This is a genomic window from Amycolatopsis ultiminotia (assembly GCF_039536925.1).
Lineage (GTDB): Bacteria > Actinomycetota > Actinomycetes > Mycobacteriales > Pseudonocardiaceae > Amycolatopsis > Amycolatopsis ultiminotia.
The window spans coordinates 835013-847269 of the sequence record NZ_BAAAZN010000001.1 but is presented as its reverse complement, the minus strand read 5'-3'; the positions used below and the strand labels follow the sequence as shown (position 1 = coordinate 847269).

The following is a 12257-nucleotide window of genomic DNA, read 5'->3' as shown; positions in this document are numbered from 1 at the left end:
GGCAACCCGCATCGTTACGCCGTGCCGACGAAATCACTGATCGGTCTACCGTGGCACTACGCCCTGCGCTGCGTCGACGAACTCGGGCTGATTCTGAGCGCAGCGATCATCTGGGACAAACGCCACGGACTGCCCGAGTCCGTGCACGGCCGGGTCCGCCGCAGCCACCAACCTGGTTCCACTTCACGCTCAACCCGCGCTACTACAGCGCTATCGACACCATCAGGCTCCGGCGTTCCGCGGCAAGTCTCACTCTTGCGATGTCACACCGATCCGATCCTGTCCGCGCGGTACAGAGCAGCAGCCCCTGAAACGACGGCAGATGTTGGACCCGCACGGCCGCCTGATCGTGGACGCGATCTTCTCCGTCACCGACAATGGCATCAAGCGGCGGGCGCTGCCGGCGGACTTCCCTGCACCCGACACCGACGCTGCGCCCGGGACCACGAACGCCCCACTACACAGCCTTCGTCCACTGGGCCATGATCAGAACCCTGAGCCGACGACTCACCCAATAAGCTGATGATCGCACGTCCCAGGCGCAGGACGTTTTCGTGGATGTCGTCGCGGATCTCCCAGCGGATACGGAGCTGTCGGAAGTCGACCGGGTTCGGGCCGCCTTACACCTGCGATCAACCACCGCCGAGACCAATACTGTTAGGCGTTCCGACCGGTCCTGACGAGCTGATCTTGGTGTTGGCCGACTCGATCAGTGCGTTGGACAGGCTGCGGTCGAGCGTGGCGTGGACGGCCGGGAGCTCGGGCCGGATCGTGCTGGGCAAACTCGGGTATCCGGCACCGGGTAACCCCAGGAGAGCCACCGTTGCAGGGATCCTTTGCTGCCTTCACGACCTACTGCGAAAACGTGGCGAACCCCTTCTTTGGGCAAGTCGATCGTCAGGGGTGGCCAGCCGCCCTGCGCGTTGACCAAGGACGGCACACAGACCGACGCGCTCGGGAGTCGCGCGAGCATTGAAATGCAGCTTTCTCGGCTCCGAGCCGGCACCGCGATGGTCTCATCGGGTGCCGGTGCTCGGTTACAACCGTCTACTGTGGATTTCGCTGCCGCCCAGGCGGTCGGCGGTGTGTGGGCCGTGTGGTCTCGTCGGGACTGCCGTTCCGACGTTCGGTGTCGGTGTGGCGGTCAGGGCGGCGAGACGGGGGAATTCGGTCGGCTCGAAGGATATTCCCGTTCAGGCACTCGGTGCCGTGGCGGTCGCGGTCAGCACCGCGCGGCCCAGGATGTGCCCGGCGATGGTGAATCCCAGGAACGCCGGCGTGCTGTCGCCGGCCACGCCGGTCGTGCCCACGTCGAGTGCGCTCACGACGATGAAGTAGCGGTGGACCCCGGTTCCGGGCGGCGGTGCGGCACCGAGGTAGCGCGCGGCGCGCGCGTCGTTCGGGAGGTGCAGGGCGCCGGTGGGCAGCTGCTCTCCGTTGCCCGCATCGGCGGGCAGGTTCTGCACCGAGGCCGGGATGTCGGCGACCGCCCAGTGCCAGAAGCCCGATCCGGTCGGGGCGTCGGGGTCGAAGACGGTGACGGCGTAGCTCGAGGTTCCTTCGGGTGCGCCCGACCAGGACAGCTGCGGGGAGATGTCCTTGCCCCCTGGCACGCCGAGGATTCCCGACCACTGGTCGAGCGACAGCGCACCGCCGTCCCGTACATCGGTGCTGGCGACCGTGAAACTCGGCACCACTGGCAGCCCGTGCAACGGGTCGTTGTCCGACACTGATTTCTCCTTTGCTCGAAGTTCTCGGGGACGTTCACGGGACGAGGATGGCCCGCCCGCGGATGCGGTTGGCCGACAATTCGTCGAGCACCTGGGGTGCTTGTGCCAACGGGTATTTCCGGGAATGCAGCGAGACCCTTCCGCTCTGGGCGAGCACCATCAGCTCGGCCAGATCGGGGTACGTGCCGACCATGTTCCCGATGACGCTCTTCTCCGCGGCGACGAGTTCCATCGTCGGGATCCGCAGCTCGCCGCCGTAACCGACCACGAAAAGAGACCCGTGCGGAGCGGTCATCGCCCACGCGTCGTGCTGCGCGTTGCCCTCGGCGACGAAATCGAACACCACCTCGGCGCCGGACTCGCCGGCCAGCTCCCGCACAGCGTCGAGCTGGCTGCCGTCGGCGAGCACGGTTTCGTCCGCGCCGACCGCGCTCGCCAGCGCGAGCGCTTCCTCGTTCTGGTCGAGGGCAATCACTCGGGCCGCGGTCAGCGCCTTCAGCACCTGGATCCCGATGTGCCCGAGCCCACCCGCGCCCTGCGCGACCACCGTGGTTCCCGGACGCAGCAGCGGCAGAGCCTTGCGCACGGCATGGTAGGCAGTGATACCCGCGTCCGCAAGAGCCGCGACGTCCGCAGGGTCTGTCTCGGGCTGCAGGACCACACAAGCCCGCTCGGTGGTACGCAGGTATTCCGCCATCCCTCCGTCGTGCCCGGACACACCGGGGAAGAAGGAACGGGTGCAGGCCATGTCGCGGCCGCCGCGGCAGGCCGGGCACACCCCGCACGAAGGCTGCGGGTGCAGGATGACCGTGTCCCCCACCCGCACAGTGCTGACTCCCTCGCCGACCGCGTGCACCCAGCCGGCATTCTCGTGGCCGATCGTGAACGGCAGCGGGGGTTTCATCAGCTCCGCCAGCTGTCCCTCGACGATGTGAAGGTCAGTGCGGCAGACTCCGGCACCACCCACCTTGACCACCACGTCGAGTGGTCCCGTCACCTCGGCGTCGGGCACGTCCTCGAGCACCGGCGCCGATCCGTATTCGCGCAAGCGCAGGGCTTTCATCGATCTCACTCCTCGGCCGCACGGGCGCTCAGTCGGTCCCGGACATCATGATCGTGAAGTCCTTGCACACCAGATCACCGTCGAGCCGCAGCACCTGCGCAGCAGTGGCCACCGCGGTTGCGTCCGGCGCCGGTGGCACCGCGTCCCAGATGAAGAAGACGGTGTCCCCCTTCCTGGTCGCATGCCGGCGGGCCCGGAATCGCAGGCCGCTACCCGCGACGAGACGGTTGTGCGACCTGTCGATGCCCTCGATCAGCTCGGCGTGGCCGGTACCGACGAACCCGCCGAGGTGGACGCCCTCCGGCGTCCACAGACCACGGACCAGCTCGTCCCGCCTGCCGGCGTCGAGGTCGTTCCACGCGGACACGTAGCGCTGCGCGAAGTCCTGTGCGCGCTCTTCGAACGAGTCGGACAGGATGAAGATGTACTCGTCCTTGATGCGGCCGCCGGGCGTGGTCACCGCCACGGTCGCTCCGGTCTCGAGAATTTCGCCGCCCCCGGCGACGACTTCCCACCGGATGACGAGAACCTCGTCCCGGCTGCAGATCTCGGGGCCGAGACGCAGTGTCGCACCGGAGGGACCGAAGCTCTCCTTTCGCAGCGCCCCGATCGCGCTGACGATCGCGGCCCGTCCTTCGACGGTGGTGTCGCCGAATTGCCTGGCGTCCTCCGTCCACAGGCCGGCCACCGCGTACGCGCGCCGAGCCGGGTCCGGCTGGTTGTAGGCGGCGAGGTATTCCTCGGCGATGTCCTGAGCCAGCGCCATCGTCATGATCAGGCCTCCTCGGATTCGAAAACCGACAGCGGCAGGTATGCGCTGACGAGCCAGTTGGGTACGTTGACGATCTCGCTGACCCGCAGGTCGGCCGCGCAGCTGGACAGGACGTAGGCCTCCTGCCGGGTCAAGCCGTGTTCCGAGACGAGCAGCTCGATCAGCGACCGCACCGCCTGCCGGGAGCCCTCGTAGAGGTCGTTGCCGACGCCCATGGTCACGAGGTGACCGCAGTCCACCGGTCGCTCGACCGGGGCACTCACCTGTGCACGGGGCGCTGTGCCGGCGCCGCCGGGAACGAGGCTGAAGCGCAGCTTCGCCGAGACGCTGGTCTCGATCGCCGTTCCGCAGACCTCGCCGTCGCCCTGTGCGGCGTGCCCGTCGCCGCAGGAGAACAACGCGCCCGGTACCTCCACCGGCAGGAGCAGCCGGGTGCCGGGGCGCAGGTGCCGGTTGTCGAGGTTGCCGCCCACGGCCCGGGGCGGGATCGTCGAGTGCTCACCGGGCGCCGCGGGCGCGACACCCATGATGCCGAGGAAGGGTTCCAGCGGAACCCGGACGCCGTCCCGGATTTCGCCGAACTTGCCGGCGTAGCGGACCACGTGCACGTAGAATTCGTCGAAGTCGTCGGCCAGCAGCCCGAATCCGGGCATGAAGGCGACGACGCCCTGCGGGGTGGTGAGCCGGACGTCCAGGATGTCCACCGCCAGTGCGTCCCCGGGCCGGGCACCGCGGATCAGCACCGGCCCGGTGATGATGTGCGGGTGTGCGAGGTCGAGATTTTTCAGGTCCTCGATCGACGCTCCCGGGCCCCAGTCGAAAATCGACGGGCAGTCGAACTCGACTGTGTCGCCGTCGTCGATGGTCAACGCGGGCGCGAGCGCACGGTCGAAGCTTCGATGGGTCGCCGCAAGGGAATGCTGCATGATCACACCTCGATCCGTCGGGTTCCGCCGGGGTTCAGTCGATTTCCTGGTCCAGGCCGCGCCGGCGCAACGTCCGGCGGTGGTAGTCCCACGAGCCGGACACCACGAGATCGCTGCCGAGAATCCGGGCGTCCTCGATCTCGGCGTCCGTCATCAGCACCGGCTCTCCGCCGGCGTGCACGAGCAGCTGCACCCGGCACGACCGTTCCAGCTCGATGGTGGACACCACCGTGTCCGCAATGGACGGACCGGTGACGAGCACACCGTGGTGCTTCATCAGCAACGCCTTCTTGTCTCCCAGGATCTGCGTGACGGCCGGGCCCTGTTCCGCCAGCGGCAGGCTCTCGATGTCCCTGGTGAGGTCGATCTCCCCGGACCAGCGCGCCGCATTGCGGTCGAACGGAACGAGATTCTGGTTCAGCGCGCCGAGGGCGACGGCGTGGTCGCCGTGATGATGGGCGATGCACAGCACGTCGGGGCGAGCCCGGTAGATCTCGCCGTGCAGCCGCAGCGAGGGGTTGATGGCCCCGTCCCCGGACACCACGTTCAGCTCGAAGTCGACCTCGCGGAGGTCCTGTTCCCGAACTTCTTCCATGCTCTGGCCGAACTGATAGGTCCAGAACGTCGAGCTCCCGGGTTCCCGTGCCGTGAGGTGGCCGAGCATTCCGAGCCCCAGCCCGTACATCCCGAGGATGCGATAACCGAGGGCGAGATCGTGGCGGGGATCCGACATAAACACCTCTTTGTGAGTTTCGATCCGGTCCGGAGCGGATCGTAATGAGCAGCTACGGACGCTGTCAAGGACGCACCGGCGTCCCCCGCCCCGCGACCGGGCCGGGATACGCTCCGCCTCGGATGGAAACGTCTCGTCCAGGCGGGCAGGCACACCTCGGACCCGGCAACGGACCGGAGAACGGAGTTTCACACCGTGGGAGGACGACCTCGGGACGAGCGGATCACCGACGCGGTGCTCCACTCGACCCGCGAACTACTGGGCGAAGTCGGCTATCACGGACTGACCGTCGAAGCACTTGCCGCTCGCGCGGAGACGACCAAGACCGCCATCCGGCGGCGCTGGCCATCCCTCAAGCACGTCGTCATCGCCGCAATGACCCACGACGACCTGCTGCGCGCCACCCCCGACACCGGCTGCACCCACTGCGATCTCCTGGTGCTCGTCGAGGAACTTCGGCTCTCCATGGACGACGTCATGCTCGGCAAGATCCTGCCCGCCCTGCTGTTGGACCTCGCCGACGACGAGGACCTCAAGCGCCGCTTTCTCGGCTCGTTCTGGAAACCCCGCCGGGAACGAGCGGACCGGGTGCTGGAGCGAGCTGTCGCCCGCGGCGAGCTCCGCGCCGACCTGGACTTCGCACTCGCCCAGGATCTGGCGGCGGGAGCAGTGGTCTACCGATTCCTGTTCGAACACGCGGAACTGGACCGGGCCATGAGCGAGCGCATCGTCGAGTACGTCATGCAGGGCATCGGCGACGTCGGCCCGTCGCCCTCGCCGCTGTGCACGGCCACACGAACGTAATCCCGTCGCACCGCCAGACCGCATCGCGAACTCCGCCGGCCGTCTCGTCATGGATCAACGGTGCCGGCGAAATGCGTCACCGGTTCACCGCTCCCGCGTGACCCTCTTCTTCGGACAGCCCGCTCGGCATCGGAAACCGCGGGCATGTTCGCATCAGCCGCGAACACCGAATGTCCACTGTGGAGAGCGAGCCGGGTCAGCTCGCCTGCAGGAAGGCGACGACCGGCAGACCACCGGCATACCCGCAGCTCACCCCGATGCGCGGCGTGCCCTGCTCGGTGACCTGCGAGCAGTCGTACTGGCCGTAGACGTCCTCGGCGTATCCGTCCGGGCCGCCGAGCTGGGACGGGTCCAGCTGGAGGTAGCGGCCGACGACGTTCACCGCGTCATCACCACCGGCGTGGGCACCGTTCACGTCCCTGGAGTAGACGTCGTAATAGGTGCCGTCCGGCGCCTGGATAGCGCCCTGGCTCACGTCCGCGGGCTGCGGGCCGGGCACCTCCGGATGCGCCGCGACCGGCTGCGCACCGGCGAAGGTCTCCGCATTCGCAACACCCACGGAACCGGCGATCCCGGCCAGGGCGAGACCGGCGGCGAGAACAGAACCTGCAATGGCTTTACTACGCATGATTGCCTCCAGAATTTCCTTGTCATGTCAGCTACTCTGAAGACGTGAGCGAGAGCGACGGGTTGATCAGAGTGTCGTGGATCACGGCCGGACGATCTCCGAGATCGTCCGCCAATGAGGGATCGACCCGGGGATAGTGCGTGTCCGGGTCAAAGACGAGCAGGCCGAACTGCACCGGTTACCCAGGCGGGTGCCTGGTCTGAAAAAACAACCCGTTCCCGGTAAAAGCTTCGGCGTACTTTGCCTCGATGTGGAAATGACCGTGACAGGTCCGGCCGCGTCATTCCCGCCGGGCCGGGCAGACCGGGGCCGGTGCGACGCGGTCCGGCTCACCGATATCACCTGTGGTGCAGGCGATATGTTTCGCCAACCGGCCACCATGCAGTTCACGCCGGAGCCCTGCGTCGATTGCGTGAAACGGCCCCGCGCACCGCCGTGGTGGTGCGCGGCGCGGGTCGGCAGTCCGGTGGCCGGATGGGTCAGGCCGTCTCGGCCAGCCCGCGCCACTGATGCCAGGTGGCCAGCCGCTGCTGGTACACGCTCTCCGCGATCGGGTACGGGTAGCCGCCGAGGAACAGTCGCAGCGGCGGTTCCGGCAGGTCGACCAGGGTGAGGACGACCTCCGCGGTGGCAGACGGGTCGCGCGGCGCGCGGGCGGTGGCGCCCGCCCGGCGGGCCGCCCGGATCGGTTCGTAGGCCGCGATCGGGGTGGTGTGCGCCGCCGAGGCCCCGGCCCAGTCGGTGCCGTACGGTCCTGGTTCGAGGATCGTCACCTTGATACCGAGCGGGCCGACCTCCTGGGCCAGCGCCTCCGCCATTCCTTCAAGTCCCCACTTGGAGGCGTTGTAGAGGCCCAGCGTCGGGAAGGCGGCGATGCCGCCGATGCTGGAGACCTGGACGAGGTGCCCGCCGCCCTGCGCCCGCATGATCGGCAGCGCGGCTTGGCTCACCCAGAGCGGGCCGAACAGGTTGGTCTCGATCTGGGCGCGTGCCTGTTCCTCGGTGGTCTCCTCGATCATGCCGAACAGGCCGTAGCCGGCGTTGTTGACGACCACGTCCAAGCCGCCGAAGGCTTCCGCGGCGCGGTCCACCGCCGCGAAAACCTGAACCCGGTCGGTCACGTCGAGTGCGATCGGCAGGAAGCGGTCGCCGTGGGTCTCGGCCAGATCCTCGAGAGTGCCGGGCTGCCGTGCCGTCGCGGCGACCCGGTCACCGCGCTCGAGTGCCGCCACTGCCCAGGTGCGTCCGAGGCCGCGTGACGCCCCGGTGATGAACCATGTCTTCATGGCCCCGACCATGCCCCGGCGCAGCATCACCAGCCAGCACCCCGGCAGGGATACTCTCGACGAACGATGACACGCGACAACCTTCTCGGAGAGTTCCTCCAGGCGCGCCGGGCCCGCGTCCGGCCGGAAGAGGCCGGGCTGGCGTCCTACGGCCGGCGCCGGGTCACCGGCCTCCGCCGCGACGAGCTCGCGCGGCTCGCCGGCGTCTCCGTCCAGTACCTGACCAGGCTGGAACAGGGCGTCGACCGGCATCCGTCCCCACAGGTCGTGGACGCGTTCGCGACGGCACTGCGCCTCGACCTCGACGCCGCGAGGCACCTGCGTGCCCTGGCCGCTCCGCCCGCTGAACCGGCCGAGCCCAGCGAGGTCCGGATCGAGGTGCAGCACCTGCTCGACTCGTGGGGCAGCACCCCGGCCTACGTCCGCGACCGCCGTTTCGATGTGCGCACGGCCAACAAGGCAGCGATGCTGCTCGCCCCGATGTACCGCCCCGGCCACAACCTGGTTCGCGACGTATTCCTCGACCCCGCCGCCCGCAGCTTGTTCCCGGACTGGCCGGACATCGCCGAACAGACAGTCGCGGCCCTGCGGGCGACAGCCGATCCACGCGACCCACGGACCGCCGCCCTCGTGGCCGAGTTGCAGTCCGATGATCTGTTCCGCTCATTGTGGGCCAGATACGACGTACGCCCGTCCCGCAACGAGACCAAACGATTCGATCACCCCGACGCCGGCCCGCTCATCCTGCGCCGCCAGACCCTCACCATCGCCGGAGCCGAGGACCAGGTGATCATCGTCTACCAGCCGGAGCCCGGCAGCACTTCCGCCGACGCCCTGGCAAGACTCCGCTAGCCCGAGCGCGCCAACCGAAACCTTCGCAGGCACCATGCTGATCGTCCACGATCAGTACCGCACCAGCGAAGGCAACCCGACCGGCGGCCCCGTTCCGGCTTCGGCTCCCCCTTGGTCCCCCGCCCGGCTGATCTGCCGATCGACCGGCCGGGCGCGGGTCTCGCGGGGGTTCGTACCGGCAGCCAATCACTTGACAAACTCACTGACCTATCCAACTATCTTAGGGCAGTGATCCACTCCGGCACTTCGCCTGTCGAGCAGCGTGCGGAGCGGCCGGGCGCGATCCGAGGCTGATCTCCGGCCAAGCGGCCTCGGTGCCTTGGCACCGCCGCCCTCGGCGAACTCGGTCCCATATCGAGGAGAACGATGAGAACGACGGTCATGACAGGAGCGACGTCCGGGCTGGGTGCCGTCGCCGCACGCCTCCTCACCGCGGATCCGGAAATCCGGTTGCTCGCGGGCACACGCGGCAAGCAAGTCGACGGCGCGGAGACGGAGCAGCTGGATCTGGGGCAACTTGCCGGCGTCCGGGAGTTCGCCCGAAAGATCATCGCGCGCCTGGGAGACAGCAAGATCGACATCCTGGTTCTCAACGCCGGGATCAGTTCGCCCGGCGACCGGCCGAGCACCGAAGACGGTTACGAAGTGGTCTTCGCCACCAACCATCTCGCCCACTACTTGCTGCTGCGGCTGCTGACTCCGCACCTTTCACCAACCGCGAACATTGTTGTGACGACCAGTGACACGCACGACCCGAAAATCAACAAGCTCGCGGCCCCGCACCACGCATACGCGGATCTGCTCGCCCGGGTGCCTGACGGCGGCCCGGCGAAAGGGCGCGCCGCATTCCGGGCCTACGCTTCTTCCAAATTGTGCAACCTGCTCACCGCGCGCGCCTTTGCCCATTTCACCGAGGCGGAAGGCCACCAGTTCCAGGTCATCGCCTACAACCCCGGATTCACGCCCGCAACCCAGCTCAATCGTGAAGCGGGCCGGGTGATCCGGACCGCAATGCGGACCTTGCTTCCGTTGGCCCGAAAATTCATGCACATCAACTCGGTCGACGAGGCGGGCCGGACCCTCCGGGATCTGGCACTCGGCGAGATCCGGCCACCTGCCGGCCGGATCTACGCCTCATTGGCACAGGGGAAATTGGTGTGGCCCGACCCATCCCGGCTTGCCCAAAGCAACGACGCGATGACCAGTCTCTGGCAGGAGAGCGCTGCACTGGTCGACATGCGCCCGCTCTGACGAGACACAGCCCTTCCCTCTGCCGGTTTCGGGAACGGGACGGCCGCACTGCGCACACCAAGATCATCGATCTCGACCGGACACTGCCCGGCCCCGGAACGACCTTGGGGTGCGGAACCGACGCGAACGGCAGCCAGGACCGGACGAATCGTGCCACGGACGCGCACGGTTACGCTGTCCGGCCGCGCGCCGCAGAGCGGGCCTCCAGGCTGTCGACCAGTCCCCAGGCGAGCGCATCCTGCGCGCCGAGCGGCAGACCGGCCACTGACAGGTAGAACGTTCGCCAGCGCCCGATCCGCCGGGGAATGCTGACTGTGCCGCCGGCGCCGGGGATGAGGCCCATGGCGATCTCGGGCAACCGGAACGTGGCGTCCGGCGTGGCGGTCACTCGACCGGCGAATCCGGGCAGTTCGATCCCGGCTCCGACACACGGGCCGTGCAGCCGGGCCTCGACGCGGTCGGCGAGCCGGTGCAACAGGTGGCCGGCGCCCGCGCGGGTACGGACGAAATGCGCGGTCGCGGTGTCCGGGGCGGTACCGAACTCGTCGAGGTCGCCACCCGAGCTGAACGACCGCCCCGAACCGTCGAGCAGGATGTGTTCGACGGTCGGATCGTGCACGGCGATCCGCAATGCTTCGACGAGCCCATCGCGAACCTCACGACCGTAGGCGTTGCGCCGTTCCGGCCGATTGAGCGTGATCCGGAGCAGGGCACCGTCGCGGTGGGCGAGCACCGGATCGGCCTCGGCCCGCGGCGGGCGGGGCCGACGGCCGCGGCGGTCGAGCCACCGCCGGAACTCGGCTCCACCGAGCAACGTGGAGTAGGCCAGTGACTCGGCGTCCAGCCCGGCCGGTACGGACAGGCGTCCGGACCAGCGCAGCAGCCCGGCCAGCACGGTGACCGCTTGCGGGTTGGCCATCGCCAGCGCAGACATGGCGGTGGCCTCGGCGATCGGATCGGCAACACCGACCAGCTCACGCGCCGGCGTCTCTGCTGCTCCGCCCGGAACGAGGCTCACATCCAGCTCGGCCACGAGCTGCCGCATCCCGGACCGCGGCGGATGGCGAGCAGCGACGCCGACGAGTACCCGCTCCCCCGTCGCCGCGACAGCTGCGGCCCGTGCGATGTCCGCGAGATCGGCGCCGCAGTCGAGATCGACGAACACCAGCGGCTCCCGAATCCGACCCGCTTCATCGAGCATCGGCGCCGCACCGCCCCGGGCCAGCTCAACCGGATCGATCAGCCGCGGCGCACCAGAAGTGGTCATCACGACCGAGAATATCGCAGCAGCACAAAAAGATCCGATCCGAAGTGCGGCGTACGACCGGGGGGCGACCCCGGGCGAGCGACGGACAGTCCCCGCACCCCTTGACAACACGGATCCATAAAAGAGGATACTCTAAGAACCGGAGAGCGAGGAGGAGCGATGGATCTGAAAGACGTCTCCGCGGTGGTGACCGGTGGCGCGGGCGGCTTCGGCCAGGCCACGGTGCGCCGGCTCGTCGCCGAAGGGGCGAAGGTGGTCATCGCCGATCTCGCGGACGACCGCGGCAAGGCGCTGGCCGACGAACTGCACGGCTCTGCCGTCTTCGTGCCCACCGACGTCATGGACGAGGACTCTGTCGCGGCCGCGGTGACCGCCGCGGGCGAGCTGGGGCCGTTGCGGGCCGCGGTGATCGTGCACGGCGGGCCCGCCGCGGGCGCCCGGGTCCTGAACAGGCAGGGTGAGCGGTACCCGCTCGCCACGTTCCGGAGGACTGTGGACATCTTCCTGAGCGGAACGTTCAACGTCCTGTCGCAGACCGCCGAGGCGATGGCCAAGACCGAGCCGACGGCATCCGGGCAGCGCGGCGTGATCATCACGACGGCGAGCATTGCCGGGTTCGAAGGCCAGCCGGGCCAGAGCGACTACTCGGCAGCCAAGGGCGGGGTGATCGGGCTGAACCTCACCGCCGCCCGCGACCTGGCGCCCCTGGGGATCCGTGTCATGTCGATCGCTCCGGGGGTCTTTCTCACCCCGGCGTACCGGATGTCTCCCGAACAGGCGCAGGAAAGGTTCGGCCCGATGGTGCCGAACCCGAAGCGGATGGGTGACCCGGACGAGTACGCGCGCCTCGCGCTGGCGATCGCGGGCAATGACTACCTCAACGGCGAGGTGATCCGGATCGACGGGGCGCTGCGCTTCGCCGGACGCTGAGCAGCCGGCCCGCCA

At 68.5% G+C, this 12257-nt stretch carries 12 protein-coding genes; 4 read left to right on the top strand and 8 right to left on the bottom strand.

Annotated elements, in window-relative coordinates; genetic code table 11:
• Window positions 1-1193: 1193 nt before the first annotated feature.
• From ABD793_RS03880 to ABD793_RS03860, 5 genes are read right to left on the bottom strand one after another with little or no spacing between them, the layout of a single operon-like run.
• The gene (locus tag ABD793_RS03880; RefSeq protein ID WP_344855319.1) at window positions 1194-1730 is read right to left on the bottom strand and encodes a YbhB/YbcL family Raf kinase inhibitor-like protein; all 537 of its coding nucleotides are present in this window, start codon (window positions 1728-1730) and stop codon (window positions 1194-1196) included.
• 34 nt (window positions 1731-1764) lie between these two features.
• Window positions 1765-2793 (bottom strand): NAD(P)-dependent alcohol dehydrogenase, encoded by a 1029-nt coding sequence (locus ABD793_RS03875; protein WP_344855317.1) that lies wholly within the window; start codon window positions 2791-2793, stop codon window positions 1765-1767.
• Between the two features lie 28 nt (window positions 2794-2821).
• Entirely contained in the window at window positions 2822-3565 is a 744-nt protein-coding gene (locus tag ABD793_RS03870) for a nuclear transport factor 2-like protein (protein WP_344855315.1), read from the bottom strand.
• 2 nt (window positions 3566-3567) lie between these two features.
• Complete coding sequence (locus ABD793_RS03865; protein WP_344855313.1) at window positions 3568-4491, bottom strand: acetamidase/formamidase family protein; 924 nt, start codon at window positions 4489-4491, stop codon at window positions 3568-3570.
• A 34-nt stretch (window positions 4492-4525) separates the two neighbouring features.
• Window positions 4526-5224, bottom strand: a complete 699-nt coding sequence (locus ABD793_RS03860) for a class II aldolase/adducin family protein (protein WP_344855311.1) — start codon at window positions 5222-5224, stop codon at window positions 4526-4528.
• Between the two features lie 195 nt (window positions 5225-5419).
• Between ABD793_RS03860 and ABD793_RS03855 the strand changes: the two genes are divergently transcribed.
• Entirely contained in the window at window positions 5420-6028 is a 609-nt protein-coding gene (locus ABD793_RS03855; RefSeq protein WP_344855309.1) for a TetR-like C-terminal domain-containing protein, read from the top strand.
• A gap of 196 nt (window positions 6029-6224) precedes the next feature.
• Here ABD793_RS03855 and ABD793_RS03850 read toward each other — a convergent pair whose 3' ends face one another.
• Window positions 6225-6656: a hypothetical protein gene (locus ABD793_RS03850; protein WP_344855306.1), complete on the bottom strand. Its 432-nt coding sequence runs from the start codon at window positions 6654-6656 to the stop codon at window positions 6225-6227.
• 479 nt (window positions 6657-7135) lie between these two features.
• Window positions 7136-7942, bottom strand: coding sequence for an SDR family NAD(P)-dependent oxidoreductase (locus tag ABD793_RS03845; RefSeq protein ID WP_344855304.1), 807 nt, complete (start codon window positions 7940-7942; stop codon window positions 7136-7138).
• Window positions 7943-8008: 66 nt separating this feature from the next.
• Between ABD793_RS03845 and ABD793_RS03840 the strand changes: the two genes are divergently transcribed.
• Window positions 8009-8794 (top strand): helix-turn-helix domain-containing protein, encoded by a 786-nt coding sequence (locus tag ABD793_RS03840; protein WP_344855302.1) that lies wholly within the window; start codon window positions 8009-8011, stop codon window positions 8792-8794.
• 366 nt (window positions 8795-9160) lie between these two features.
• Window positions 9161-10045: an SDR family NAD(P)-dependent oxidoreductase gene (locus tag ABD793_RS03835; RefSeq protein ID WP_344855300.1), complete on the top strand. Its 885-nt coding sequence runs from the start codon at window positions 9161-9163 to the stop codon at window positions 10043-10045.
• Window positions 10046-10214: 169 nt separating this feature from the next.
• On the opposite strand, the gene ABD793_RS03830 is transcribed toward ABD793_RS03835, so the two are convergent.
• Window positions 10215-11312, bottom strand: coding sequence for an enoyl-CoA hydratase/isomerase family protein (locus ABD793_RS03830; protein ID WP_344855298.1), 1098 nt, complete (start codon window positions 11310-11312; stop codon window positions 10215-10217).
• Window positions 11313-11471: 159 nt separating this feature from the next.
• Here ABD793_RS03830 and ABD793_RS03825 point away from each other — a divergent pair, with 159 nt between their 5' ends.
• On the top strand, window positions 11472-12242 hold the full coding sequence (locus ABD793_RS03825; RefSeq protein WP_344855296.1) for an SDR family NAD(P)-dependent oxidoreductase: 771 nt from the start codon (window positions 11472-11474) through the stop codon (window positions 12240-12242).
• Window positions 12243-12257 lie beyond the last annotated feature (15 nt).

Excerpts from the sequence above, each read along its gene's own strand:
- ABD793_RS03875 (WP_344855317.1), bottom strand. The coding sequence starts at position 2,793 with ATGAAAGCCCTGCGCTTGCGCGAATACGGATCGGCGCCGGTGCTCGAG.
- ABD793_RS03870 (WP_344855315.1), bottom strand. The coding sequence starts at position 3,565 with ATGACGATGGCGCTGGCTCAGGACATCGCCGAGGAATACCTCGCCGCC.
- ABD793_RS03865 (WP_344855313.1), bottom strand. The coding sequence starts at position 4,491 with ATGCAGCATTCCCTTGCGGCGACCCATCGAAGCTTCGACCGTGCGCTC.
- ABD793_RS03860 (WP_344855311.1), bottom strand. The coding sequence starts at position 5,224 with ATGTCGGATCCCCGCCACGATCTCGCCCTCGGTTATCGCATCCTCGGG.
- ABD793_RS03850 (WP_344855306.1), bottom strand. The coding sequence starts at position 6,656 with ATGCGTAGTAAAGCCATTGCAGGTTCTGTTCTCGCCGCCGGTCTCGCC.
- ABD793_RS03845 (WP_344855304.1), bottom strand. The coding sequence starts at position 7,942 with ATGAAGACATGGTTCATCACCGGGGCGTCACGCGGCCTCGGACGCACC.
- ABD793_RS03840 (WP_344855302.1), top strand. The coding sequence starts at position 8,009 with ATGACACGCGACAACCTTCTCGGAGAGTTCCTCCAGGCGCGCCGGGCC.
- ABD793_RS03835 (WP_344855300.1), top strand. The coding sequence starts at position 9,161 with ATGAGAACGACGGTCATGACAGGAGCGACGTCCGGGCTGGGTGCCGTC.
- ABD793_RS03830 (WP_344855298.1), bottom strand. The coding sequence starts at position 11,312 with ATGACCACTTCTGGTGCGCCGCGGCTGATCGATCCGGTTGAGCTGGCC.
- ABD793_RS03825 (WP_344855296.1), top strand. The coding sequence starts at position 11,472 with ATGGATCTGAAAGACGTCTCCGCGGTGGTGACCGGTGGCGCGGGCGGC.